Source organism: Pedobacter sp. GQ55 (assembly GCF_059758925.1).
The window spans coordinates 487,439-512,749 of sequence record NZ_JCAXEI010000001.1 but is presented as its reverse complement, the minus strand read 5'-3'; the positions used below and the strand labels follow the sequence as shown (position 1 = coordinate 512,749).

Sequence of the window (25,311 nt, the reverse complement as noted above, 5' to 3'; positions counted from 1 at the left end):
AGTGTATTTATAAAGACAACTCAATTTTTCTCGTGGCTAAGCTCGATCTTTATAGTAAATTTATAATATTTATCGAATATAGTTTCGTCAATTAATTTATCTCAAAATCCGCATTAGAAAATAATCGGTCTTATCCGTCTATAACTTTCGGTATTCGACAAGAATCTAAACTTATTGCTGTTACTGTTTCCGATCAAGGACATCTTTGATTTTATTTGCATGCTCCATCAACTCGGTGAGGTAAGCCCAGTTCTCCTTCTCAATGCATGATTTGAATTTCCTGAGCTGAGTGATGTGTTCATTTAGCACATCGAGTACATTTTCCTTATTTTGCTTAAATATGGGCATCCACATAGCAGGGGAGCTTTTCGCTAGCCTTACTGTACTTTCGAAACCGGCACTGGCCAGTTCAAATATAGCATTTTCTTCTTTCTCTTTTTCCAGCACCGTGTTGGCTAAAGCAAAGGAAGTAATATGGGAAATATGGCTGACATACGCCACATGTACATCATGATCCTTTCCCCCCATGTACACATTATACATGCCAAGTAATTTGTACAACTGCTCTACTGTTGCAAGGGCATCCTTATCGCTTTCTGCTGCATCACAGATTACATTGGCCCGGCCGTCGAACGCATCCAAAGTAGCCGCTTCCGGTCCACTGAATTCTGTTCCCCACATGGGGTGCGTGGCGATATACCTTCCCCTATTGGCATGTCCCCTTACTGCATCCAGGAGAGAGGTTTTAGTGGAACCGGTATCCAGTACAACCTGGTGCTTTACCTGGTCTAATATTTGGGGTAATAATACCGCACAAACGCTTACTGGAGCACTAAGTATAATCAGGTCACTGCTTGCTATTGCGCTATCCAGATCAGCTACTTCATCCACAATCCCAAGCTCCAGTGCCTTCTGTGTATGTGCCTGCTGATTATCAACTCCTATCACTTTTGAAGCAAAGCCTCTTTGTTTTAACACCATGGCCATGGAACCGCCGATAAGTCCAAGACCTACAACTGCTATTTTCATCTGTTTAGGTATTTCCTTTTTATTTGTGAGTATATGCGTTATTTAAATGATTTACTGATCCGGGTTATGGCCTCCTCAAACCTGGAAAGATCGCCACAAAGACTAATCCGGATGTAACGATTTCCCTGACTACCAAATATACCTCCCGGTGTCAGAAAAACGTTTGCTCGGTAAAGTATTTCATCACTAAGGGCATAAGCATCCTGGTAATGATCAGGGATTTTTGCCCAAACAAATAAACCAACCTGTTTAAGCTCGTAACTGCAACCCAGAATGTCAAGTATACGATATACTTTATCTCTCCTTTGCGAATAGATGCTATTGATAGAACTGTACCAGTCAGCCCCAAGACTTAAAGCCTTTGCAGCCGCCATTTGCAATGGCTGGAACATACCGCTATCCATATTACTTTTAAATCTTAACACCTCTTCAACTCGTTCTTTTGATCCGCAAAGCACACCAATACGCCAACCAGCCATATTATGCGATTTGCTTAAAGAGTTCAGTTCCAATACCACTTCTTTAGCGCCAGGCACCTCCAAAAGGCTTACAGGATGATCATTTAGAATGAAACTGTAAGGATTATCATGTATCAGCAAGATTTGATTTTCTTTTGCAAAGCGTATCAGGTTTTCAAACATGCCGGCATTTACCTGCTGACCGGTAGGCATGTGGGGATAATTCACAAACATTAGTTTCACCTTGCTCAGATCCATAGCTGCCAGTGCCTCAAGATCGGGATACCAGTTCCGCTGTTCTTGTAAGAGGTAAGTTACTGCTTTGCCTCCTGCCAGTTTAACCGCACTGGCATAAGTAGGATAACCGGGATCCGGTATCAATGCTTCATCACCCTCATTCAAATAGGTCATACAAATGTGCATGATGCCTTCTTTAGAGCCAATTAGGGGTAATACTTCGGTATCAGGATCAAGCGTTACCCGATACCACTGCTGGTACCAATCTGCAAAAGCTTGTCGCAACGCGGGTATGCCTTTGTAGCCTTGATAGCCATGTACTCCTGGCTTTGCAGCCTCTTCCTGCAGTGTCCTGATCACATCCGGATGCGGTGGAAGATCGGGACTCCCGATACCTAAGTTAATGATGTTTTTGCCTTCTTTATTCAGAGAATCTATCTCCCTAAGTTTTTGGGAGAAGTAGTATTCACTAACCCCCTCCATTCTTTTTGCAATCATGATTAAAAATTACTTTTACCCCAAAACAGTGATAACCGAATGAATTCTGACATTAAATATCTATAGATTCGTTTTGATGTTGATCTGTAAAAAACTGTTTTCCTTCAAGCCATAAAAATAGGTTTTTAATCTAGAAAATTAAGTCATAATTTTTACACAAGAAATTTCATCTGAGTAAATTTAGTTGTATCGCTTTATTTTATTTGATTGCAAAAAATATAAAGACCTCAATAATAAAATTAATTTTACTGATCATAAAAACCAGTTACTCACTATACCGATGAAAATCAATGCGAAGCCCTTATTGATCACGTTAACCTTAGGTATTTTAACTGCAATAGGCTCTATCTCCATTGACATCTACTTACCGGCTTTTGGTGTAATGGCCAATTACTTTAAAGTACCAATCGTTCGTATTGAAGGTACAGTCACATTGTTTCTGTTCGGCATGTCCTTTGGGCAGTTGTTTATTGGGCCGATGTCTGATGTATGGGGCAGAAAAACACCCTTAAGAGTAGGCCTGGCAGTATATGTTCTTTGCAGCATTTGCTGTGTAATTACCAGTTCTTTCCCTGTATTTCTAGCGCTAAGGTTTATCCAGGGACTTGCAGGAAGCGCTTGTCAGGTAATCTGCAGGGCATTGGTAGGTGATATTTATAAGGATAAAAATGCGGCACATGTTTTCACTATTTTACAGATAATAATGGGTGTTTCGCCAATATTGTCACCAATAGCCGGAGGGATGTTAGCAGAAACATCCACCTGGAAGTATTTATTTCTAATTATGGCAGTTGTTTCCGGAGCCGGACTAATAGGATGTTTAACTATTTTACCCGCTGGAAAACCCCCGGCTGGTGATAAAAAATTCCACCTTCCTGTGATATTCAAAAACTACAGCTATTGCGTAAAACATCCTGCTTTTATTAATTACGCAGTAGTAAGAGCCATTAGCAATAGCGCAGCATTTTCATTTATTACGGCTTCTCCGTTTATATTTACGCAGATCTATGCGCTCAGTAAAAAGCAGTTCGGCTTTGTGTTTTCGGGTTTGGCCATAGGCATAATTGCTACCGGAATACTCAATACCAAACTGCTGAAACATTTTGAGGTTCAAAAAATCACAAAATTTGCAATGACTTGCCAATTGGTGACAGGCTTAATCATGATAATTGTGCTATACTTTAATGGACCTTTTTCTGTTTTACTGGTTTTGATTTTTATATTTTTATCTATGCTTGGCTTGATTCTACCCAATACTACTTCTTTATATATTGGAGCCATTCCATCATTCAGCGGATCGGCTTCGGCACTAATAGGAGCCTTAAGTTATCTCTCTGCTTTTTTGATTACATCGATACTAAGTGTACTTTACAATGGTACAGCCTACCCCATGATCTTAATGATGTATTGCTGCGCTGTTGTTGCTTATTTGTGTTTACAACACAAAAATTTGGCAACATAGTGACCTTAGGCAGTCCTATATTTTGATGGCGACAATTCAGTATGTTTCCTAAAAAAATTATTGAAATGCGCCGGTTCTTCAAAACCCAGACAATAGCTGATCTCAGAAATGTTCCAGTCTGTATGTTTCAACAATGCCTTGGCTTCGCTAGCAATCCTGTTTGCAATGTAGTAGCTGGTCGTCTTTCCTGTTGTCTCTTTTATGGCCCTGTTAAGGTGGTTGACGTGAACAAACAGCCGCTCAGCAAAGTCTTTGGCCGAACGCATATTAAATCTTTGTTCAGAGGATACAATCGGAAACTGACGTTCCAGTAGCTCTGAAAATACAGCAGTAATTCTCGCATTGGCATCATTGGTATGGTACAAGCTTTCGGTAGGCTGCAGCTTGAGCGCATAATGGATCATTTCGGTCACATAGTTCAACAATAAATCCCGTTTGTATTTATAATCAGATTCCATCTCCTTGATGATCTTTTTAAAGATCATCGAAACTTCATCTTTTTGTTGCTCATCAAGAATATAGCATGGTTTTCCACCAATTGTAAACATTGGAAGATCATTTAAGCTACCTCTCAGTTTTTCGCTATAAAAGGCTTCTTTGAAAATACAGAAGAAGCCTCTATTTTCTGTGGATGAACATTCCATTTTATAGGGCACCTGCGGGTTGAAAAACATGAGTGCAGTACCATCAATCTTTATGGTTTTGTCGGCATAATGATAGAGGTTGGATCCTGTAATCAAGCTGATCTTGAAAAAATCTCTACGTGCATATTCAACAGTCGAATTTCCCTCCAGAGTACTGATGTCTTCCAATACAAAGGCATTAAAATCGCCAATTGCCTTTTGTGCACCGCTGGAAACGCCTGCGAATTTGTGTTTGTAAAAATCTTCTAAAGTTTCTATTTCAGCCATATGTTTTTTACCTAATCAAAAATAAAGATATTCCCGCAATTATTGATCTTTGTTATTCAAAGCCCGTGGCTTTGCCGATATGTGCCACTAGTTCCATGTCTTTTTGTACAGCTGCTATTTTCACGTTGGCTAGTTCATATGCATCCTCCCCAAGAAACAAGTGGACCGGAGGGTTTTCCATGTCTGCTACGCTGATAAAGGCTGCAGCAGCTTTTTTCGGATCACCAGGTTGATTCCCGTTAATATCCTGCTCATGGGCAGCCTGAACTGCTCGCACCTCAGCATACTCTTGCATTTGATTTGATGGTACATTTAGCGAGGAATCACTTAAAAAGTTGGTTCTGAAATATCCCGGTGATACTACCGTTACTTTTACGCCAAAATTTTTCACTTCTTCTCTCAATGATTCTGAGAAACCATGAACTGCAAATTTTGTCGCACAGTAAATTCCAAAACCTGGGAAAGCCCCTGTAAAACCACCAATAGATGCGATGTTAAAGATATGCCCCGAACCCTGTTTGCGCAGATATGGCATTGCTTTTCTGATCACATTTAAAGAACCAAATACGTTGACATCGAAATTTTGCCTGCTTTCCGCATCTGTCAATTCCTCGAGGGCTCCCGCTAAGCCATAGCCTGCATTATTCACAATAACATCCACCTTTCCGAAGCGTGCAACAACTTGCTGGATTGCAGCTGAGACATTTTCCTCATTCCTGATATCAACCGATAAGGGAAGAAAATTGTCATTTTCCGTACCTATCGCATTTTTTAGGTCCTCAATGCTTCTGGAAGTTGCAGCTACCTTTTGTCCTTGTTCCAATAACTGTATTGCAAGTGCTAATCCTAGCCCCTTCGAAGCTCCTGTAATAAACTATACTTTTTGAATTATTTTATCCATGATTATTGCTTTTAATTTATGTAAGCAAAGGTAACCCTCCTAGAAACGCAATGATTGCAGAGAACAAATGAATACTTGCAAAATTCAAACAATCGACTTGTTAACATTAAGTCTACCCGGTTTGCTGGACGACCCGTTATTTTGTAATTGTACTAAGAATGGGCTTTGCCTCGCTCGAGGAAAATGAAATGGTGGAGGCACTCGACATGCTTAAAAAGGTAATCCAATAATGTTTATTGGACTACCTCATTTTGGATTTTTTAGGCCAGAGCAGTCTTCAGCTCATTACTCAAACGTACCTTCCTATGTCGGTTAAAGGCAATAAATATAATACCAATCACAAGGATCAAAGAAATGTTTGCTATCCCCAGTAATGTCTGGCTTTTAACCGCATATAAATTTGCAAATCCATAGCTGAATACTGAGCTAACCATATACATGGCACCACCGGTAAGCCCACTTGCTACTCCCGCATTTTTTGAAAAGCGGCTGAGACAATAACCATAAATGATGTTAAAAATAAAACCACCACACATATGGATACCAATCGTGAAGCCTATCAAGGTATAAATATTACTACCAAAGGGAACTGTAAAGATCATAAGGAATACCAGACCGGTCTGTATAACCAGCGCTGTGACCACCTTTTTTGCTAAAGGCTCCTTAATTAGCGATTTGGCAATAATTCCGCCTGTCATGATAGAAAAACCAGATAACAGTGAACTATAACCGGTAGTCACAGCAGAATAACCAAATACACTTTCTATAATAAAGGGGCTCGACAAACTATAAATAACTACCAGACCAAAGCAAATGCCGATGATAGCTAAACCAAGTGTAAAATCAGCGGTCTTCAACATCCCACTATAAGTCTGCGCAATTGACCTGATCTTAAATGGATGGAAGTGTTTTAAAGATTCGCCGCTATAGATGAGTTCCAGGATCAAAAAAAGAAGCGACAGCACACCAAGGAAATAGAAGTTGGATCTCCAACCAAAGATGCTCTGCAAGTATCCCCCTAAAAATGGCGCCATAATTGGAGCACAAGCCCAGATAATGGCAAACAAGCTGATGTAATGCTTTAATTTCTCTCCCGAATAGAGATCAACAAAATAGGCACGTTTTCCTACTACAATAAAGGCAATGGTAATTCCCTGAATAATACGCATTGCGTAAATAACATAAATATTGGGAACAGCGGCAATGACAAAACTGGTCAGCGAAAACAGTGCAAGTGATATGACACTGATCCTAAAACGTCCGAAACTATCCAATATGCTACCAATAAAAATCTGACTTACGCCTATACTAAACATAAATAGCACCAAGGAAAGCTGAATAGCAGATGCTGAAACATGCAAGTCTTTTGCCATCGCCGGAAGAGAGGGCAGATAAATATCTGTAGCAAATCCCGACAATGGAATAAGCGAGAAGGCTAACACGGTACTAAAACCCTGATGATTTTCTTTTAAAATTCTCATTGTTTTCTGCTATCAATTCGTTCCGTGTGCAGCTTCAGAAACATCTTTCCATTCTTCAAAACTGGCCAGGCGTTCTTCATATACTTTTTTTACCGATGGATAAGCAAAAGCCCCTAACAATAATCTTAGTGGTGGATTAGGTGCATCTATTAATTTAATTATAGCTGCAGCAGTTGCTTGCGGCTGTCCAAAAAAACCAGGAACGGATGCAGCCTTCTGAAATGCATCTTTTACCGGAGTATATATCTCCATAGGCTTTGCTTGAAAAGCCGACTCCCCAGACCAATCTGTTGCATACCCATTAGGTTCAACCATAGAAACGTTAATACCGAAAGCTCTTACTTCGGTGGCAAGTGTTTCACTTAAACCTTCTACAGCAAATTTAGAAGCATTGTAAATTCCCAATACCGGAGCTGTAATTAAACCTAAATAACTCGATACCTGAATAATGTGACCAGCCTTTTGTGCACGCATAATTGGCAATACAGCCTGGGTTGTCCAAAGCACCCCAAAGAAATTGGTTTCCATTTGGCTCCTTGCTTCCTGCTCAGAAGTTTCTTCAACAGCACCAAACAACCCATATCCAGCATTGTTGATCAGCACATCGATTCTTCCAAAATGTTCCTTCGCCCTATTTACTGCTTCAAAGCAGGCCTGGCGATCATTTACATCCAATTGAACAGGCAATACCTGATCCCCAAATTGATCTCTTAGCTCCTGAAGTGCTTCGATATTCCTTCCGGTAACCACTACCCGATCACCACGTTTTAGAAATGCTTCTGCCCAGATTTTTCCAAATCCTCTGGAGGCTCCTGTTATTAAAATTACTTTTGACATTGTTTCTTATAATTAATTGTTAAAACTCAATAGCTAAAATAGACCAATCGGTCTTTAATTTGACAAAAAAAATTACACCAAATACGACTCAAATTCCAGTTTGATGGCCTCATGAATAATCCGCATTTGCTCATCGCTCTCTAATACCCTTCTGCACAAAATGGCACCTTCAATCATGGCAAAAACTTTTATGCTAAAATTCTTCGGATTCACAGCTGCCGATATTTCATTATTGGCAATACCATCAGATATGATCTCAAAAAATCTTTTCTGGGAAGACCGGATTGCCTTCTTTACATTTTCCTTCATACCAGGATGTGTATCATCGGCCTCTACACCAAAATTCAGAATAGGGCATCCTCCTTCAGTATTTATAATCTCTTTATAGGCATCCAATAAATTTAAAAATTTCTCTTTCGCAGTTCCCCCACCCAAGACGGCTCTGTTCAATTGATTAGCAAGCGTCTCTGTTAAGTATAAAAATGACGCTACGCATATTTCATCCTTACTTTCGAAGTTTCCATAAATACCACCCTTGGCTAATTTTGTTGCCTCCATGATATCACTAAGAGAAGTACCGGCCATTCCTTTTTTATTAATAATGGACGCCGATTTCTCTATAATAAATCTCTTAGTCCGTTCTGCCTTATTCATTACTTAAAGATTAGATGAAACAAAAATAAACCATTCGGTCTATTTTAACAAATATTTTGATCTTTATATTGTAAAATTGCCAATAATACGGGCAATCCAATAGTCTACAGACCATGCCCCACTCCCCTTAATAATTATGATAAGCAGGATTGATAAGAGCAATATAAAATATTCAATGCCTTCTCCTTTTTTTCTGCCTGTCCAGTTCATCGCCCATCCATCGGGGGCGTGCACCACAATAGCCGCAGCAAAGATGATGAAATTACCAAAAGCGGCTACCCGGCCAAGGCATCCAATAATCAGCCCTATACTGCCCAATGTCTGGGCAATAATTACCAACCAGGCTATTAATATAGGAACCTTCTTAGTTTTAAAATCCGCTAGCGTTCCTTTAATACCTATTCCTCCTCCCAATGGTGGAAACCATCCAAAGAGCTTTTGCATACCATAGGGCAAAATGATGACTCCAGCCACGACCCTAAGGATAAGCGGAACATAATCATTACTGGTATAAAAGATGCTGTCTATCATAAGGAGAGAAGAACCTAAAGTTAGCAACAAATTTCTAAAATTGCATTTTACATTCACCCTGGGGTGATTAATAGGGGTAAGTAACTATTGCTTTCATAACTGTTCGATAGTTACCTCCCATCAACTTCAGGGTTGGTCCAGCCCCATGGGAACCAACCCTGAAGAGGGTTTTGAGCAATTGTTAAGCAATTGTGAAAGCAGCGGTATGACTAGTTGATATGTACACTAGCAATTCCTTTGTCCAATGCATGATCTTGTATGCCTGGCAATGAGGTTCCTTCTGCACGGATCACGGTAATGTCGGTCATCCCCAAAAAGCCTAAAATAGTTCTCAGGTAAGGTTCAACATAGTCGATCGATTTTAGTGGGCCTTCTGAGTAAATCGCTCCTGATGACAGGGCTATATAAACTTTTTTGTTTTTAACCAGTCCTTCAGGGCCGTTTTCATCGTATTTGAAAGTGAGGCCGGATCTGGCGATATGATCTATCCAAGCTTTTAATGAGGAGTGAATGCTGTAATTGTAAATCGGAGCGCCGATCACAATCACATCCGCTTCCATGATTTCTTTGATTGCTTCATCTGAATGTTTAACGGCAGCTAAGAGCTCTGGTGTTCTATTTTCAGCTGGCGTAAAAAAGGAGGCTAAATGTGATTCTTCCAGGTGTGGAAAGTGCTTTTCAAGGAGATTGGTTTCCTGGACGGTAGTGTCTGGGTAAACCATTCTGATCTTTTCTACAATGGCATTTCCTAATTTAATGCTAAAAGAGGCATCGCCTCTCGGACTTGATATAACATGCAATATCTTTTTCATGAATTTATGATTTATTGTTGTCAAATCTATATACATTTGCTTACAAAAGATTAGTAGTATACAAAAGGTTAGCGCTAATATTTTAGTTAGCGAACTGTAAATCAATTAATTATGAACAAAACTCTACAGCCGACTTCGCATAAATGTATAAGCAGACTGACATCAATCTCTGATGCACTTTATGTGATTGGAGGCAAATGGAAACTTAGGGTTGTGGTTTCCCTTCGCGAGAACAACAAACGATTTAACGAGATCCAGCGAAGTGTTGAGGGAATATCTGCACGTGTGCTATCTGCTGAACTTAAAGAACTTGAAATAAATGGTTTTGTAAAAAGAGTGGTTCATACACAAACACCAGTAGTGGTTGAATATCAATTGACACCGTATGCTGATACTTTGAACGGTGTGTTGGAGTCTCTATCTGATTGGGGTGCAATGCACCGAAATAAATTGAAAAGTGAGCGATAGAAAAGGGAGAATTTCTCAATTCTCCCTTTTAGTGTTCCTTAAGTATTTACAAGTCTGTTCACTTTCCCCTTTTCTTTGATTAAGTCAAAAGCATCCAATAATTCCCCTGTGGCGAGGTAAGATCTGAAAGACAAGGTTCGGCCATTGATGTCTATGAGATGATAAAGTTGTAAATTACTGAAGAGTTTGTCGGCCCAGAACTGAGGCTCTGTTTCATACATCTTCGAACCGCTTACAGATACCACATACATTGTACGGGAATGTTCCTGTTCACTGCCTGCTGTTAATGGAATTTTATGCATGCCTCGGGCGTAGGCATGATCGTGCCCTTGCAGCACCAGGTCTACACCATAGCGATCAAATAATGGTTTTAAATGTGTTCTTGTTTTTTTATTGTCCCTACCCTTCTTGGTCGAATATACAGGGTGGTGCATAACCACACAAGTCCAACTTTGAGGATTGTTTTCTAACAAATGTTCCAGCCATTTCACTTGTGTGAATATCCCTTCCTGTGTGTGTGCCTCCTCAATCATCTGGGTGTTCAATGAAATGATCCTTACTCCATTGATATCGGTATAATAACTATTATTTTTCAACAATTCATCTTTAGGGCCATTTTGCGGGAGCAAAAACTGCTGATTCCAGTAAACAGAGAGATTGGCCTTTCCATCCTCGTGGGTGTATTCATGATTTCCGGGAGTCATCATGGATGCAATTGAACCATGAATAAATCCACCTGCGGCAAACCATTCTCCCCAATCTTGATCTTTATTTGCCACATTGACCAGGTCACCTGCGTGTATCATTAGGTCTGCTTCGGGCATTCCAGCGTAGGCCTTACGGATTACCCTGCTCCATAGTGGCTTTATTCCCTGCTGGGCATCTCCCATATAAATAAATGATAGCTTCGGATTATTCAGTGCTTCTTTTGCCGTGCGGAACTGCATCCATTCACTCCAGCAATCTGTGTACCCTACACGGTACATATATAGCGTGTTGGCCTTCAAATGATCAACAGTGATCCTGTGGTGCACTGCACTGATCTTTTCAAAGTTAAAAGCCCTTGATTGGGCTTTTAACTGAGTGATTGGGGTGAATTTTGGATGCGCATCGGCAAGGCCATATTCAACCATACCCACTGATGTTGATTCCATTGTTCGCCAGTTCATTGTTATACTGGTTGCCGGACTTCCCGTTACCGTCAGAATAATTCGATCTGGAAACGCAGTTGGTACATATTCCACCGGCAACGCTAAATCAGATGATTTTTCCTGCGAGCTACCGTACAGGAGCGTTGCGGGCAAATTCATCGCTGGCAACAAAGCACCAGCTTTAATGGCAGTAGACAGGAATTTTCTACGGGCTAGTCGTTTCATATCACCTGTTGATCTTTTTATCCTGTTTTAAAATCTTTTCCTGTGCTTTGGTTACATCCTTCATCATGGTAAAATGGTCTTTAACCTGACCCTCAGCGCTAACCCATTTCAGGTCCAGCTGACCGCCTTTGATCTCCAGAACCACGGCACCACCTACTTCGTTATTCGAATAATACATAGCATTGTGAGGCCAGGTCTGTTTATGTCCTCCCTGTGCACCTGCAGAGCCACTTACAACATATACAGTGCCATTAGGATTAGCTTCTGATTTTATATAAGGTCCAGAATCTTTGCTGCCATCATAAAGTGCAGTTGAGGTGCTTAGGTTATATTTTGCCGCATCAAAATCTGCTTCCTTCCCGTAATATCCTTTCATCAGTCTGGATCTTTCATATACATGGCTATGTCCGCAAAGGATCAGATCCACCTTGCTATCTTCCAGCACTTTAATGAAATTTTCTCTGATCTTAACAAGTAGGCCCTCGGTATCGGAGTTGTGCGAACCCATGGTATAAGGTGGGTGATGCCAGTAGGCAACAATCCATTTGCTCTTATTTGCAGCTAAGTCTTTCTTTACCCATTCCACCTGCTCACCCATCTGATCGTACATAAATTTTCCTTTGCTGTCAGGGCCATAGGAATCCAGTGCTAAAAAATGCGTATTTCCGATATCATAAGAATAATAGGATTTGGTATTAGAAGCCACACCACCTGCCTCTCCCTGGGTTGGAACAGAGAAGTTCTGGAAATACGCAATCTTAAACTGGTCGGTTACTGCAGCAGATTGGAAGTCATGATAATCGTGATTCCCCGGAACTGGAAATAAGGGATATTTGTTTAACAGGGTGCCCTGGTAATTGTTAAAGAACTTGGCCTGAAACTCAGCGTCTGTTCCGTCTGAGTAAGCATTGTCACCCATTAATATCCATGCATTCAGATAGTCATTACCAAGATAGTTTACGATGGCATCTCTCACTTTACGCTGATTAAGCGAATTATTGCCACAATCACCAAATCCGGCAACCCTGATCAACGTTTCGCTACCTATTTCAGGCAGGGTATAGAAGTAGTTATTCTCATTTCCCTGAATCACAGTTTTCAAATTACCAATAGCGTAATAGTATTTTGTTAGTGGTTTTAGGCCTGATAACTTAACAATATGCTCAGAAACGAGTGTCGAATCAGTAGCCTGCATGTCCAGACGATCAGGCGTAAGGCCATAGCGCACATTGCTTCTGTCATAAACATTGGTTCTCCACCTTACAGTCATACTGGTGGGAGTAGCAACCTGAAGATAAGGTCCTCTTATCAATTCGGCTAAATATCCCTTAGGGGTTGGTTTGGCCGCTGGCATAGTTGTTGGATTTACTTGCGAAAATGCGATAATGGGAAATGCAGCAATCGCAAGAAAAAGTAATTTAATTGTTTTCATGTGAGTTATTAAGGGGATTAAATGTTTGTTTTGAATCGGTTAATGAATGAATGAACTGGATGATCTGATTGCATTCTTCTTTCGAAAGGTTTAAGGGTTTAGCTGCCAGGGTTTGCTCAGGCATGTTTAAGCCAAGTCCGGCGCCACCGCCTTTGTTATAAAAATCAAGTACACTTTCGAGTGTTTTAAATGAGCCATTATGCATGTAAGGGGCTGTTTTTTCGGCATTCCTTACCGTTGGAGTTTTAAAAGCCTGTTTATAAAAGTGAATTTTGTACAGGTCAAAACGTCCCATATCACCATCATAATCAGGATTTTCGAAATTATCATCTTTTGTCGTTCCTATGATCTCCAGTTCAGAGACCTGGTAATAAGGTGGTACAAGGGAATTAAAATAAGGCACAAAGTGGCATGTGCCACATTGCGCCTTACCCATAAACAGGTTAAAACCTTTGATCTGTGCAGTGGTCATCGCCTTTCTGTCTCCGGCAACATACTTGTCGAAAGCAGAGCTTAGGGGATTTAGACTGGCAACGTATGCCGACAACGCGAGTGCGGTTTCATCTATGTTTTTATTTAGCAGCTCTTTTTTTCCTGCCATTTCAAGCGGATTGAACAGCACTTCTTTAACCTGGCTTACCAGGTTTCTTGCCCGGCCATCCAGGAATTGTGAATGCTGTTTCCCCGCATACAAAATAGAGGGCGTGTTTCTCTTGAGTACGGAGTCCTGAACAATTGAAGGGCTTTTTATGCTCCCATCTGTAAAATAATGATCGGGCTTATGACAGGTGCCGCAGCTTACTTCTAAATTACCAGAAAGCTTCTTGTCAAAAAACAACTTTTCTCCAAGCTTCACCAAATTGCCCCTTTTTGCTTCCGGTATAGAATCCCAGGTACTCAGGAAGTCTGGACTGAACAGGTTTGGCGCATTATAATTCAGATAAGCCGAGGTATTCACTTCCAGACCTACATCCCTTATAAAAACACCTAATTGCTGCTGTAATGGCAATGCGTACTTGACAAGGTACTCCATACGGTCAAAAGCATCAAACTGCTGATGAACACTAAGATAGTCAATGCCATTTTGCAGTGTTTTTGCGAGCACTTTAGCCTTTTCTTGTCCATATTCAAAATAGGGCTGCAATACCATTTGGATGGTTTTACTGGATGCTAAGCTCTCTGAAATTCCGGTTTTCAGTAGGGGTGCATCGTATCCGCTGATGTATAAGGCATTGATCCTGATCAGCTCAATCCGAATGCTTTCAAGTACCTGTCTGTCATTCACATTAAATTGATAAAGGAGGTTCTTCAGATCTTTTACCGAGTGGTAAAGTGCGTCTGACTGGGCTAAGAGTTCGGCTTTATGTTTCTGTACCGGCTCATCAAACAGCAAAGCTTCTATCTGTTGTAACCCCATAGGCTCTACCAGTTCCAGTTCGGGTTCCTCCACTTCATATTTAGGCGCTGCATTATACATCGCAGTCTCACTTGAAAAAAAATAAGCACTAAAAAAAGAGATGCTTTTATAGCGCATCCTGCATTCGCTCAGACAGTTTCTTGCCCTCAACACACTAGCCGAATCCTGATCAAGGAATGTTAAAGCAGTGTGCAGAGATTCCAGTGATGAGGTAAACTGTGCAGTGTTTTTACTAAACAATGCTACCGTGTTTTCTACCCCGATATCTTTCGTTTTGGTTGCAGAAAGAGACAACAGGACCACCATTGAAACAGAAATAAGAAAAAACAGGAGTACTTTGCGCTGCATCTGATGGTTTTTAAGATTAAAATAAGTTCAATTTAAGTCCCAGACTTACAGTGGAACCAGTGTATAAGGATGAATAAGTATACTCAGACTGGTACTGGTACCTTCTTTGCGCCTGGTTCAGCAAATTATTTCCTGAGGCGTAAATTACAAGCTTCGGTGTTAAAAAGAAGTTAAGGTTAGCGTCCAAGTAGTTAACACGATCGTAATAAATGTCGTTTTTAACCGTGCTGCCTATAGTGGTGATAAATGCTGAGGTATGGTTGTAAGACACTCTGGCATTAAATCTTTTCACCTCATAAGCCAGCGAAACATTGGCAATATCTTTCGCCGTTCCAGGTAATTTAGGCTGATCCTTTTTTACAAAAATAAAGTTGTGCGTATAATTACTGTAAATACTCAGGTTGCTAAGTGGTCTTGGCAGAAAATCCAGATTTCGCTGAAACGACAGCTCCAGGCCGACTAAGTTAGCCACTCCGCCATTTCCTGGTTTTACTCTTTCAATAATCCCATTTTCTGCAGCAAGCTTTTCATAAGTATCTTTATAATCGATAATAGAAAGTGGATCTGCTCCCTGATCAAGTAGCGACTGCGGCGTCTGAATAGATTCTTTAACATCTTCAAATCTCACGTTATCCCTTACATCAACCCGGTAACTGCTGATGTTTTTAAAATATACACCTGCAGAGATCAAGCCGGTATTACCCGTATAGAGTTCCCCTAACAAATCCAGGTTGTTGGATAAAGCCGGCTTAACTTCAGGATTACCTTCACTCATCTCCTGATCTTCAATATTGATACTTCTGTAAGGTGAGATGTCCCTGTAGTTTGGACGCGAGATGGTTCTGGTATAAGCAAACCTGAATACAGAATTTTTAGTCGGTGTAAATTTTACCAGAAATGCCGGCATAAAATTGATAAAATCCTTCTTGGTAATTGTTTTTGAGGGGCTAAAACCCAAGTCTTCATTAAAATTGTACCCGGAGTATTTGACCATGCTTTTTTCTACTCTTGCGCCTAATATAACTGATACTTGTTCTCCAAAATTCTGGGTGCTCATTAAGTAAGCTGCCGCAATACCTTCATCGCCATTGTAATTTCTTGCCAACACATCCTGTTTTACCTGTTTAACAATAAAATCCTCGGTATCGCCAAAATTACTGGTATTCAGGTTAGATAGCCATTTAGCGCTCCCGGCATTCCCTACATTATAATCTGCATTTCCAAGGTACAGACCACTGCTCATATTCGATAGGTTATTGCCGAATCCAGTCCAGAAAGGTTTCCAACCGATATAATCTCCAATTCTTACGGCTTGTCCCGAAGCAACTTTTGCATCATATTCTGCCTTTTTTTCCGGATCTATACTTGGCAGCCAGGTCAGCTTGGATAGGGTCTCGTTATCTTTGCTCATTCCACGGTATTTCCCGCCGAACTTAAGAGAATTTGCAAATTTACCGGTTGCAACTGGAACCGTAAAATCAAGCTGGGCAAGGTATTGCTGTGTAGTTGCCCTTGCATCGGTACCGGTAAGTGCGTCCATGTACCATGTATCCACTGAGTCGGTATGGAACGACGGCCTGCTCGCTAAACTTCCCAATATATTATCAATTTCGAATCCTTTATCTGCCTTAACAAATCTAGTGTCCAGATAATCCATTTGTACTGATTTTTCGTTCTCACTTTCCAGTTCCAGTTCCCGTCGGTTGGGTGTGTTCTCAACATTTTTCATATAAGAGCCTTTCCAGTTCAGTTTTACTTTACCCAACACATGCTCTCCTTCCATTCCAAAGTTCATGATCTTCTGCTCTATCATAGCGGCATTCCTGTCATTTACACCACCTTCAACATGTCGTTCCAACTCCGGCTGATATTTAGGATGTTTCGGATCATTGTTTAAATTCAGGTAAGGCACCTTTGCCACATCATCGATAAAATCCCTGTTGGCATCTGTGATTTTTCTTTTAGCACCCTCCCATCCAGGTGCGCGCTCCCAGTTTTTTGGATAGCCGTTACCAAGGTCATCAACCTTTAGTGTAGAGATTTCCCTCCAGTCCTTGTAATTGTTGTAGATTCCTGTGAAAGTAATGGTATTGTTAAGGTTCAATTTATAATCAAGGCCAACGGTATAACTTTGTCTGATCCGCTCTAGTTTGTTCTGAACCATGTTCAGGTACTGCGGCATGAAATAAGTTTGTTTGTCTACCCAATTGACATCTTCCCAGGCGCTGCCATGTGAGGAGCTTCCCAAAAACTGACGATAATAAGATGCCGAGGCCATTACACCTAATTTTTTATCTTTCAGATACCGATCACCAAATACAAAGTTCCCATTATAAGTTTGCTTATGCACAATCTGGCTATAGCCTGAACCACCCGTTAGTGAGAGCAATTTTTTATAAGGAGCCTTTCTGGTGATCAGATTTACCACTCCACCAATAGCGTCGCCATCCATATCTGGTGTTATGGCTTTGGTTACCTCGACGGTTTGAACCATATCTGCCGGGATGGCACTAATGCTTACCGACCTGTTGTCGCCTGTTCCGGAAATATTGGTACCATTGATATTGATGGTACTTTTGGATGGATCTGTTCCCCGGATACTAACTAGAGAAGCTTCTCCTTCATCAAGCTGCACATAAATCCCGGGAACCCTTTTCAACGCGTCGCCGATATTGGGATCCGGAAAACGGCCAATCTGATCGGCAGAAATCACGTTAACGATTCGGTCAGAGTTTTTTTGCTGATTAAGTGCTTTTAGTGTGGAGCTCATCTGCCCGGAAACTACCACCTCAGAAAGTTTGGCTCCTGTGGTCAGTTTCAATTTAAAATCAATGTTTATGGCCTTCTTGTCCATAACAACCATTTTTGTTTGTGGTTCATATCCAATATAGGCCACTAAAACCTCATGTTTTCCGGCAGGTACGTCTATAAGTTTAAAGCCTCCGTTCTCATCTGTAATTACGCCCCTGTTCAGGCTGGAGATCCTGACTGTGGCACCCGGTAAGGTTGAACCGCCTTCATCCACAACCCGGCCGGTAATTAATCCCTGGGCCGAAAGTACTGCCGGCAGTAAAAGCAATGATAATATAAGTACGCAAAAGTGTTTCATTTTTTTGTTCTGAGTTTTGAATAATTTAAATTCTTGCTGAAAATATTTGTTGGTGTTTACTTATTGGTTCTTATGCTCCGGCCCTGAATTCAAAGCGCTTTAAATACATTTCCGGGATAACCAAATCAAAGTTTGACAAGAATTTACAGCCACACAAACCCCGACCGTTACAAAACGGCTACTTGCATGAAAACCAGTGGAACAAAACAGCTACAACACAAAAAAACACACAACAACAAGCACATTATCAATGCATTACGAAAAACACAACAGCCATTAATTCTTTGTTAATTCCCCGTTATAAAATTCCCCTTACCAGTAATCAGCTGCCTTTAGAATTGCTGCACAAAGCTCAGCAGGCTTTCGCCCTCCGGAATTTGCAACTTCTGGCGAAGCCGATATTTAGAAGTCCTTAAACTATCCTGCGAAATCCCGATCATAGTGGCAATATCCGCCGAGTCCAGATTCATCTTTAACAAGGCCAGTAAACGGAGGTCGGCAGAGGTAAGGCCATCACAATATTTTTTTAATTCAGCAAAAAAGTTAACATGCACCTTTTCAAATACCACCCTGAAATCATTCCAGTTCTTATCCTGATCACTATTGGTACTGATCAGGCCTATCAGTTGCTTTACTTCCTTACGCTGATCCCTTTTATCACTTTTAACGATCGTGTTCAGTTTTCCTTTAAGTTCATCCAACAACTGATTTTTCTGGATGATGTGCAATGTATGGCTGGTCAGTTCCTTGCTTTTTAGTTCCAGTTCTTCACTGAGCAAACTCTGCTCAAGCATTTTATTTTTTAGCTGGGCCTTCATAAAGTTCTGCTGCGCATCAAAAATAATCTGGTCATTACGACTTTTCATACGTTGCTTGCTTAGAACGGTAAAGCCGAGCAGGATCAGGAGCAAACAGATCGCTATTACAGATCCAGTGGACATAAGGGTGATCTTTTTATCAACTTTCAACTGCTGGATTTCGTTATCCTTTCTTTCCACTTCAAAAAAGGTCTGCAATAAATTGATTTGCTTGCTGCTTTCTTCCTTAAATGTCTGGTGATAGTTTTTGCTGGCAGTTTCACTATAATAATAGGCACTATCGGTATTGCCCATCAGCTTATAGGTTTGGGCAAGGTTGTCGCAAGCACTGATAAGTTCTCTTTTACTTTTAAGTTCAATTGCCAGCGCTTTGGCCTGCATGGTAGCGGAAAGTGCCTTTTTGTAATCACCGGTTTTGCGGTAGAAATCGCCAATGTTATTGATATTCCCGATCTGACCCAACCGGTTGTCCAATGACCTGTTTATTGACAGTGCTAAAGTAAAATACTTCAAGGCATCATTGTATTGGCGCTTGCGCTCCAGGATTGAACCAATATCGTTGTATACTTTGGCAAGGCCCAAACTATCGCCTATTTTTTTATACCGCGCAAGTGCGCGTTGCTGATAGTCAAAACTGATGTTATAGGTATCTTTCTTTTCCAGGAACTTCCCCAGAAGGCTGTAAGTCTTCCCTATACCCTTATCGTTCCTGAGCTCCTGAAAAATCTTCAATGCTTCTTTAAACATTGGTAGCGATTTCTGTTTAAGGTGGGCAGAACTATAGGTTTGGGCAATGTTATTAAGATTTTGAGCAATGAGCAGGCGATCCTGCTCTGTTCGGAATATCTTATCTGCCTTGAGGTAAAAGGTTAGTGCCTGCGCGTAGGCTCCCTGATAATGAAAGATCTTGCCCAGCTGCTGGTTACATATCGCCAGGGCGTGTACATTCCCTTGCTCTATATATTGCTTACGAAGTTTTTGGATCAATAAAAATGCCGAATCAGGATTAGTAAGCACCAGTTTTTCCGTATAGGCCAGCGCCTCGGCTGGTCGCTGCACAGGAGTCTTACCCAAAGCATTAAGGGCAAAAGAAAAAAGGGGTAAAAAAAATAACAAACTGAAAATACCGGAAGCGGTTATCTTGTTGCGCAAATACATTTATTTACTCCTGGATATCCAATAGATCGCATAGGGACAAGTTTAAGCTTTGTCTGTGAACTTAAGTTTACTAAATCTTAAAGTCTCAGGTCTCGCAATAAAAAAATATAGTTTATCTTTCCTACCACAACAACGAATTTCAATAGTTTTTATGAAAATAATCTTTACCAGTATCCTACTCCTGCTTATTCCAAGCATGATTTTCAGTAATCAATTAGAGCCGAATATTGAAAAACTCGAATGTGAACAGCTTTTAAATCCAATAGCGATTGAGCATCAACATCCAATGCTTAGCTGGCAATTGGCATCCGAATATAAAGCTAAAAGCCAAACAGCATACCGGATAATAGTGGCGAGCAGTGTCTCTTTATTACAGCAAAATAAAGGTGATTACTGGGATAGCGGCAAAATAAATTCTGCAAATTCAAGTCAGGTTTTCTATCAGGGCAAGCCACTGGCTTCCAGAAAGAAGTTATATTGGAAAGTAATGATTTGGGATGAAAAAAATACGCCCTCTAACTGGAGTCAGACTGCTTGGTGGTCTATGGGCCTATTAAAAGCTACAGACTGGCAGTCGAAATGGATTGGAGCTTTCGAAAATCCGTATCCAGATTCGGCTATTACCTATCCCTCTCCCTTTTTTCGTAAAGAATTCATCGCCGAAAAAAAGATAAAACAAGCTACCGTTCATATCAGTGGACTGGGTTTTTATGAATTGTTTTTCAATGGAAAGAAAATTGGGGACCAGGTGCTGGCTCCTGCAGTTACCAATTATGATAAAAGACCACTCAAGAAATTACTTTATCCTTATGATGATCAATCCACTCAACGCGTACTATATAACAGTTTCGATGTCACTAATTATCTGCTACAAAAAAACAATGCGATTGGAATACAACTTGGTAATGGATGGTACAACCAACGAGACCGAAGGGTTGAAGGGGATATGTGGTACGATGCGCCAAGGTTAATTTTTCAATTAGAGATAGAATACGTAGACGGCAGCAGCAAAATCATCGGATCCGACAAAACCTGGAAAACAGCAAATGGACCATTATTAAAGGATGGTATTTTTACCGGAGAAAAATATGATGCACGATTAGAATTGGGGGAATGGAATAAAATTGGTTATTCCGATGTTCAGTGGAAACCGGCAATTTTAGTTCGTTCACCTACCGGTGCTTTACATCCGCAGCTTGCACCTTTTGATAAAGTTACCAGAACGCTAATACCTGCTTTTGAGGGTAAAACAAAAGATTCTGTTTATTCCTATCATTTAGATGAAACGATATCAGGCTGGGCAGCGATTACTGTTAGGGGAAAAGCAGGTAGTCGGATTAAAATTAGGTATATCAGCGAAGAAGGCGATGATTATGGTCAGCTCGACAGCTACATTCTGAAAGGCGAAGGAATAGAAAACTGGGAGCCAAAATTTACCTGGCATGCTTTCAGAAAAATTGAACTCATTACCCAGGATGTAAGCCTTGACAAGGAAAGTTTAAAAATAAAGGAAGTCCACACGGATGTAAAATCAAATGGAAGTTTCGAATGCTCTAACCCATTTCTAAACAAAATAAATACGGCTTATATCAAAACACAGAATGCAAACTTTCATGGAAGTATAAGTAGCGATTGTCCTCATAGAGAAAGGCTGGGCTATACCGGAGATGGGCAGGTGATTATAGAGAGTTCGATTTTTACTTATGATATGCGTCAGTTTTATCGCAAGTGGTTCAATGACATGGACGATGCCAGGAATAAAAAAACTGGTTTTGTTACACACACAGCACCTTTTGGTGGCGGTGGTGGTGGGCCAGCCTGGGGGTCGGCCTATGTGATTATGCCTTGGACATACTTTTCCCATTATGGCGATACCACAGTATTGGCCGAGCATTATACAGGCATGAAACAATGGGTTGAATACCTGCAAACCAGAACAGATAAAGACGGATTAGTAACCAGAGAAGAACCTAACGGATGGTGTTTAGGAGATTGGTGTACGCCCAGTAACATTCAAATTCCGGCGCCTTTGGTTAACACCGCTTATTTTTATCATGTGACCAATATTATGACAAAAGTGGCAAAGACATTAGGTAAAAATGATGATTATCAAAAATTTGAGAACCTTGCAAATCAAATAAAAACAAATTTTAATAAAGTGTATTATAATCCTTCAAAGCAAACCTACTGGGAAGGCAGACAGGGTGCTGATGTATTTGCCTTAGCTTTTGGCCTGGTACCAAAGGAGAATTACGAGATCGTTTTCAACTCTTTATTGGCCCATCTAAAAGAAATTAATTATCATTTTGATACGGGCATTTTAGGAACTCCCCTGCTGATAAAAGTGCTTTCACAAAATGACAGGGATGACATTGCCTACCAAATTATGAATCAAAAAGATTCCCCGGGCTTTGGTTATTTACTGGACAGTAAAAACAGCACCTTATGGGAATCGTGGAATGGAGATGGCTCCAAGTGCCACCCCATGTTTGGAAGTGTAGTGGAATGGTTTTATTCGGGTATTGCCGGGATAAAGGTTGATCCGGCAAGTGTGGGTATGAAACATTTTTTAATGGAACCAAAACCGATTGCCGATTTAAATTATTGCAAATCCTCATACAATAGTTCATTTGGAAAAATACGTTCGGAATGGAAAAGAGATAAAAATGGAAAGCTGCAAATATTGATTGAGGTACCTAAAAATAGCACCGCAACTTTTGTTTTGCCTGCAAATAAAACAAAGATAAAGTATGATTCCGGGCAAAGCACTTTAGCGAAAAAGACTAACAATAAGTATGAGGTTGAATTTCAATCAGGCGTATATAGGTTTGAAACATTATAAACTTCCTGGTTCTTAGTTTGATATTCAAGCAAATTTTAATTATTTTACGATATGAAATTACTGTTAACGCTCTTATGTACTGTCATTTGCCTTACTGGCTTGGCTCAAGAAAAATCACAATCAGACACTACAGTATATGAATTTACGGTAGTTCAGGAAATGCCTAAATTTAAAGGTGGCATGAAAAAGTTTTACGAAGCAGTAAATGCTAACCTGGAATACCCTAAAGGCGCAAAGGAGGGTGGAATTAAAGGCAGGGTATTTTTGTCATTCATAGTTGAATTGGATGGACGTATATCTAACATCAAAGTTGATAGAAAACTTGGTCATGGATGTGATGAAGCTGCAGTCGCTGCAGTTCAAAAAACATCATTTACCGAACCAGCGATTTACAAGGGAAAACCAGTGCGTATGTTACTAAATATGCCTGTTGGCTTTGGCATTTAATCTAGCAGTCGAATTTTTCTGTTCCACTTTATTTGGGCTTCTTTATCTGAACCATGGTTGGTTTCTTCGTCATACTGATGCTGCAGTTTCTCGAACTCCTGATAATACTTCTTGTAATTGGCTTTGATTTCTTCCTTATAATTTTTGGTGTAATGGCTGGCGTTTAGGGCATCCTGAACCTTCTTGCCAATAAAGAAGCCGATAACAATGTGCCCCTGTTCATGAGCGATTAGCTGATCTAAATTCTCCTTTTTTATTCTCGATCTGTCGAGGTAACTCCGGGCACTATTAGGACTGATATTCAAGGCGACCCTCACTTTCACCTCCTGGGAACGTCGGCTACGCTCTATGTTGAAACCGTAACTGTAATCAATATATGTCATGCTTGCAAAGGATGTATTATTAGGTACAGGACCTTTGAAAAAGCTAATGTCAATTACCGGAATGTCTTTAGAAATATTGCTTTGAGCAAAAGAATGAGCCTGAGCCAAAAGCAAAAGAATAAATACAGATCTTTTTAGCAAAGAAATAAAAGGAAAAAATAACTTGATATCCATAGGAGATTACCATTGTGATGACGCTCAATAAGGCCAATAATAGTGCCAGTCATTTTGACCTTCTCCCACCATCATTAAACACGAACGGAAACCTGACTACTTCTGGTAAACACGTACATAATCAACTTCAAAACGGTTGGGAAATTTGGTATTTGCAAGTTCGCCACCGTTCATACCTCCCATGGCAAGGTTCAACAACATATAATGAGGCTGTTTGAATGGATGTATATTACTGCCATCTTTGTTGTACAGCTTATCCATATCTACTTTAATCAACAGTTGGTCATCTACATATAAAGCGATGTCTTTTTCCGTCCAATCCATCCTCCAGATGTGGAATTTCAATGCCCATTCCGTTCCACCCAGCTCCTTTATGGACTTGGTTTTGCTGTGCCATTCAGCATGATATTTCTTTGAAGTTCCAACTGCAATATTGGCCAGTATTTTGCCCCGGTAATATTCCATAATGTCTATCTCACCATTAGATGGCCACTCTCCAGATACACCAAGTGTCCACCATGCCGGCCATAGCCCGGAACTGACATCAATTTTGCCCCGCATCACAAAACGTCCATATTGCCAGGTATGTTTACCTTTAGTATTTATGCTTGAGGAGGTATACTCAACATTTTCACGACTACTTTTCCAATCCCCAGATTCTTTTTTAAAGCCCGGATTAGGTCTGGTTTCTTTTCTTCCCTCAATAACGAGCAGCCCGTTTTCACACCAGGCATTATCCGTTTGGTACCATTGCAATTCTTCGTTGCGCACAAATCCCTGCTCATATTTCCAACTTGTGGTGTCAGGTTTACCATTATTGTTAAATTCATCTGCCCAGACCAACTTATAACCTTCTTTTGTGTAGATCGATTCTGGGCTTGCTTGCTGTGCCGATACATTTACAGTTCCAGCAAGGGCAAAAGCAAAAGGGATGCAAATCATTTTATTTACCATATTCATTTTTAATGCAGGTGATATGCATCCCCTTAAGGTAACCATTCTGAGTTTTATTGCAACATTCTAACCCATTCTATAGAAAAATTCGTCGGATACGATCTTGCCGTCTTTAACCTCATAAACACAAATTTCGCTCATCGGCATTCTACCATGCTCTTTATAGGTGGCATCTATATCCATAACGATAGAAAAATGGTTGTCTGCAACAAGAGGGTCTGAGGTCGAAGCACTATGGATTTCTGTTAGGCTTTCTTCCCACCGCAAAGTTTTATTTTTAACTGCATCCTTGCCTTCTGTCAATTCCATCGGAGAGCCTTTTGGCTCTTTACTAACTACATTGTCGGCATACAGTTCATCAATGGCTTCTGCGTGCTTGCCGTCACGGCAAAGCTGTACTAATTTGTCAGCTACTTCCTGAGTATTCATACGATTATATTTAAGTTATCTCTAAGTTATTACAAATCTGCCTTCTAATTGTTTATCAAATGTTATGTTTAGGTTATTTTGGTATTCATCGTAAATAAAAATCAGAACGCTGTAGATCAAGCTTTTTTAGCTAAATTAGCCTTAA

The 25,311-nt window shown here is 40.5% G+C and carries 21 protein-coding genes; 4 read left to right on the top strand and 17 right to left on the bottom strand.

What is annotated here, in order from left to right:
- Nucleotides 1–180: 180 nt before the first annotated feature.
- Both AC6CH7_RS02070 and AC6CH7_RS02065 read right to left on the bottom strand, forming a co-directional pair.
- On the bottom strand, nucleotides 181–1,029 hold the full coding sequence (locus AC6CH7_RS02070; RefSeq protein WP_498261102.1) for a prephenate dehydrogenase: 849 nt from the start codon (nucleotides 1,027–1,029) through the stop codon (nucleotides 181–183).
- 38 nt (nucleotides 1,030–1,067) lie between these two features.
- Nucleotides 1,068–2,222 (bottom strand): pyridoxal phosphate-dependent aminotransferase, encoded by a 1,155-nt coding sequence (locus tag AC6CH7_RS02065; RefSeq protein ID WP_498261101.1) that lies wholly within the window; start codon nucleotides 2,220–2,222, stop codon nucleotides 1,068–1,070.
- Between the two features lie 280 nt (nucleotides 2,223–2,502).
- Between AC6CH7_RS02065 and AC6CH7_RS02060 the strand changes: the two genes are divergently transcribed.
- Nucleotides 2,503–3,684 carry a multidrug effflux MFS transporter gene (locus tag AC6CH7_RS02060; protein ID WP_498261100.1) on the top strand — a complete coding sequence of 394 codons (1,182 nt, stop codon included), beginning with the start codon at nucleotides 2,503–2,505 and terminating at the stop codon, nucleotides 3,682–3,684.
- A gap of 5 nt (nucleotides 3,685–3,689) precedes the next feature.
- Here the strand turns inward: AC6CH7_RS02060 and AC6CH7_RS02055 are convergent, their stop codons facing one another.
- The 7 genes from AC6CH7_RS02055 to AC6CH7_RS02025 all read right to left on the bottom strand — a co-directional run bounded on the left by AC6CH7_RS02055 (nucleotide 3,690) and on the right by AC6CH7_RS02025 (nucleotide 9,811).
- Nucleotides 3,690–4,595: an AraC family transcriptional regulator gene (locus AC6CH7_RS02055; protein WP_498261099.1), complete on the bottom strand. Its 906-nt coding sequence runs from the start codon at nucleotides 4,593–4,595 to the stop codon at nucleotides 3,690–3,692.
- 52 nt (nucleotides 4,596–4,647) lie between these two features.
- Nucleotides 4,648–5,466, bottom strand: coding sequence for an SDR family oxidoreductase (locus AC6CH7_RS02050; protein WP_498261552.1), 819 nt, complete (start codon nucleotides 5,464–5,466; stop codon nucleotides 4,648–4,650).
- A 290-nt stretch (nucleotides 5,467–5,756) separates the two neighbouring features.
- Nucleotides 5,757–6,977, bottom strand: a complete 1,221-nt coding sequence (locus AC6CH7_RS02045; protein ID WP_498261098.1) for an MFS transporter — start codon at nucleotides 6,975–6,977, stop codon at nucleotides 5,757–5,759.
- A 12-nt stretch (nucleotides 6,978–6,989) separates the two neighbouring features.
- The gene (locus AC6CH7_RS02040; RefSeq protein WP_498261097.1) at nucleotides 6,990–7,814 is read right to left on the bottom strand and encodes an SDR family NAD(P)-dependent oxidoreductase; all 825 of its coding nucleotides are present in this window, start codon (nucleotides 7,812–7,814) and stop codon (nucleotides 6,990–6,992) included.
- A 72-nt stretch (nucleotides 7,815–7,886) separates the two neighbouring features.
- The gene (locus AC6CH7_RS02035; protein ID WP_498261096.1) at nucleotides 7,887–8,468 is read right to left on the bottom strand and encodes a TetR/AcrR family transcriptional regulator; all 582 of its coding nucleotides are present in this window, start codon (nucleotides 8,466–8,468) and stop codon (nucleotides 7,887–7,889) included.
- Between the two features lie 63 nt (nucleotides 8,469–8,531).
- The gene (locus tag AC6CH7_RS02030; RefSeq protein WP_498261095.1) at nucleotides 8,532–8,999 is read right to left on the bottom strand and encodes a DoxX family protein; all 468 of its coding nucleotides are present in this window, start codon (nucleotides 8,997–8,999) and stop codon (nucleotides 8,532–8,534) included.
- 209 nt (nucleotides 9,000–9,208) lie between these two features.
- Nucleotides 9,209–9,811, bottom strand: a complete 603-nt coding sequence (locus tag AC6CH7_RS02025; protein ID WP_498261094.1) for an FMN-dependent NADH-azoreductase — start codon at nucleotides 9,809–9,811, stop codon at nucleotides 9,209–9,211.
- A gap of 111 nt (nucleotides 9,812–9,922) precedes the next feature.
- Here AC6CH7_RS02025 and AC6CH7_RS02020 point away from each other — a divergent pair, with 111 nt between their 5' ends.
- Nucleotides 9,923–10,279, top strand: a complete 357-nt coding sequence (locus AC6CH7_RS02020) for a winged helix-turn-helix transcriptional regulator (RefSeq protein WP_498261093.1) — start codon at nucleotides 9,923–9,925, stop codon at nucleotides 10,277–10,279.
- 38 nt (nucleotides 10,280–10,317) lie between these two features.
- Here the strand turns inward: AC6CH7_RS02020 and AC6CH7_RS02015 are convergent, their stop codons facing one another.
- The 5 genes from AC6CH7_RS02015 to AC6CH7_RS01995 form a co-directional block, all read right to left on the bottom strand.
- On the bottom strand, nucleotides 10,318–11,655 hold the full coding sequence (locus AC6CH7_RS02015; RefSeq protein ID WP_498261092.1) for a purple acid phosphatase family protein: 1,338 nt from the start codon (nucleotides 11,653–11,655) through the stop codon (nucleotides 10,318–10,320).
- Nucleotide 11,656: 1 nt separating this feature from the next.
- Nucleotides 11,657–13,087 (bottom strand): purple acid phosphatase family protein, encoded by a 1,431-nt coding sequence (locus tag AC6CH7_RS02010; protein WP_498261091.1) that lies wholly within the window; start codon nucleotides 13,085–13,087, stop codon nucleotides 11,657–11,659.
- Complete coding sequence (locus AC6CH7_RS02005) at nucleotides 13,074–14,852, bottom strand: cytochrome-c peroxidase (protein ID WP_498261090.1); 1,779 nt, start codon at nucleotides 14,850–14,852, stop codon at nucleotides 13,074–13,076. The genes AC6CH7_RS02010 and AC6CH7_RS02005 overlap by 14 nt, the downstream gene beginning before the upstream one ends.
- Before the next feature lie 16 nt (nucleotides 14,853–14,868).
- Nucleotides 14,869–17,961: a TonB-dependent receptor gene (locus AC6CH7_RS02000; protein WP_498261089.1), complete on the bottom strand. Its 3,093-nt coding sequence runs from the start codon at nucleotides 17,959–17,961 to the stop codon at nucleotides 14,869–14,871.
- Between the two features lie 332 nt (nucleotides 17,962–18,293).
- Nucleotides 18,294–19,931, bottom strand: coding sequence for a tetratricopeptide repeat protein (locus tag AC6CH7_RS01995; protein WP_498261088.1), 1,638 nt, complete (start codon nucleotides 19,929–19,931; stop codon nucleotides 18,294–18,296).
- Nucleotides 19,932–20,088: 157 nt separating this feature from the next.
- On the opposite strand from AC6CH7_RS01995, the gene AC6CH7_RS01990 reads away from it, so the two are divergent.
- Nucleotides 20,089–22,779: a family 78 glycoside hydrolase catalytic domain gene (locus AC6CH7_RS01990; protein ID WP_498261087.1), complete on the top strand. Its 2,691-nt coding sequence runs from the start codon at nucleotides 20,089–20,091 to the stop codon at nucleotides 22,777–22,779.
- A gap of 51 nt (nucleotides 22,780–22,830) precedes the next feature.
- Nucleotides 22,831–23,226: an energy transducer TonB gene (locus tag AC6CH7_RS01985; RefSeq protein WP_498261086.1), complete on the top strand. Its 396-nt coding sequence runs from the start codon at nucleotides 22,831–22,833 to the stop codon at nucleotides 23,224–23,226.
- Here AC6CH7_RS01985 and AC6CH7_RS01980 read toward each other — a convergent pair.
- The 3 genes from AC6CH7_RS01980 to AC6CH7_RS01970 form a co-directional block, all read right to left on the bottom strand.
- Nucleotides 23,223–23,783: a DUF922 domain-containing protein gene (locus AC6CH7_RS01980; RefSeq protein ID WP_498261085.1), complete on the bottom strand. Its 561-nt coding sequence runs from the start codon at nucleotides 23,781–23,783 to the stop codon at nucleotides 23,223–23,225. The two genes, AC6CH7_RS01985 and AC6CH7_RS01980, sit on opposite strands and share 4 nt — an antisense overlap.
- Nucleotides 23,784–23,879: 96 nt before the next feature.
- Nucleotides 23,880–24,743 carry a glycoside hydrolase family 16 protein gene (locus AC6CH7_RS01975; protein WP_498261084.1) on the bottom strand — a complete coding sequence of 288 codons (864 nt, stop codon included), beginning with the start codon at nucleotides 24,741–24,743 and terminating at the stop codon, nucleotides 23,880–23,882.
- Nucleotides 24,744–24,803: 60 nt separating this feature from the next.
- Nucleotides 24,804–25,166, bottom strand: a complete 363-nt coding sequence (locus AC6CH7_RS01970; RefSeq protein WP_498261083.1) for a SnoaL-like domain-containing protein — start codon at nucleotides 25,164–25,166, stop codon at nucleotides 24,804–24,806.
- Between the last annotated feature and the right edge of the window lie 145 nt (nucleotides 25,167–25,311).

Bases quoted from the DNA above. Each gene is read 5' to 3' on its own strand.
- AC6CH7_RS02070 (WP_498261102.1), bottom strand. From the start codon at position 1,029: ATGAAAATAGCAGTTGTAGGTCTTGGACTTATCGGCGGTTCCATGGCC.
- AC6CH7_RS02065 (WP_498261101.1), bottom strand. From the start codon at position 2,222: ATGATTGCAAAAAGAATGGAGGGGGTTAGTGAATACTACTTCTCCCAA.
- AC6CH7_RS02060 (WP_498261100.1), top strand. From the start codon at position 2,503: ATGAAAATCAATGCGAAGCCCTTATTGATCACGTTAACCTTAGGTATT.
- AC6CH7_RS02055 (WP_498261099.1), bottom strand. From the start codon at position 4,595: ATGGCTGAAATAGAAACTTTAGAAGATTTTTACAAACACAAATTCGCA.
- AC6CH7_RS02045 (WP_498261098.1), bottom strand. From the start codon at position 6,977: ATGAGAATTTTAAAAGAAAATCATCAGGGTTTTAGTACCGTGTTAGCC.
- AC6CH7_RS02040 (WP_498261097.1), bottom strand. From the start codon at position 7,814: ATGTCAAAAGTAATTTTAATAACAGGAGCCTCCAGAGGATTTGGAAAA.
- AC6CH7_RS02035 (WP_498261096.1), bottom strand. From the start codon at position 8,468: ATGAATAAGGCAGAACGGACTAAGAGATTTATTATAGAGAAATCGGCG.
- AC6CH7_RS02030 (WP_498261095.1), bottom strand. From the start codon at position 8,999: ATGATAGACAGCATCTTTTATACCAGTAATGATTATGTTCCGCTTATC.
- AC6CH7_RS02025 (WP_498261094.1), bottom strand. From the start codon at position 9,811: ATGAAAAAGATATTGCATGTTATATCAAGTCCGAGAGGCGATGCCTCT.
- AC6CH7_RS02020 (WP_498261093.1), top strand. From the start codon at position 9,923: ATGAACAAAACTCTACAGCCGACTTCGCATAAATGTATAAGCAGACTG.
- AC6CH7_RS02015 (WP_498261092.1), bottom strand. From the start codon at position 11,655: ATGAAACGACTAGCCCGTAGAAAATTCCTGTCTACTGCCATTAAAGCT.
- AC6CH7_RS02010 (WP_498261091.1), bottom strand. From the start codon at position 13,087: ATGAAAACAATTAAATTACTTTTTCTTGCGATTGCTGCATTTCCCATT.
- AC6CH7_RS02005 (WP_498261090.1), bottom strand. From the start codon at position 14,852: ATGCAGCGCAAAGTACTCCTGTTTTTTCTTATTTCTGTTTCAATGGTG.
- AC6CH7_RS02000 (WP_498261089.1), bottom strand. From the start codon at position 17,961: ATGAAACACTTTTGCGTACTTATATTATCATTGCTTTTACTGCCGGCA.
- AC6CH7_RS01990 (WP_498261087.1), top strand. From the start codon at position 20,089: ATGAAAATAATCTTTACCAGTATCCTACTCCTGCTTATTCCAAGCATG.
- AC6CH7_RS01985 (WP_498261086.1), top strand. From the start codon at position 22,831: ATGAAATTACTGTTAACGCTCTTATGTACTGTCATTTGCCTTACTGGC.
- AC6CH7_RS01980 (WP_498261085.1), bottom strand. From the start codon at position 23,783: ATGGATATCAAGTTATTTTTTCCTTTTATTTCTTTGCTAAAAAGATCT.
- AC6CH7_RS01975 (WP_498261084.1), bottom strand. From the start codon at position 24,743: ATGAATATGGTAAATAAAATGATTTGCATCCCTTTTGCTTTTGCCCTT.
- AC6CH7_RS01970 (WP_498261083.1), bottom strand. From the start codon at position 25,166: ATGAATACTCAGGAAGTAGCTGACAAATTAGTACAGCTTTGCCGTGAC.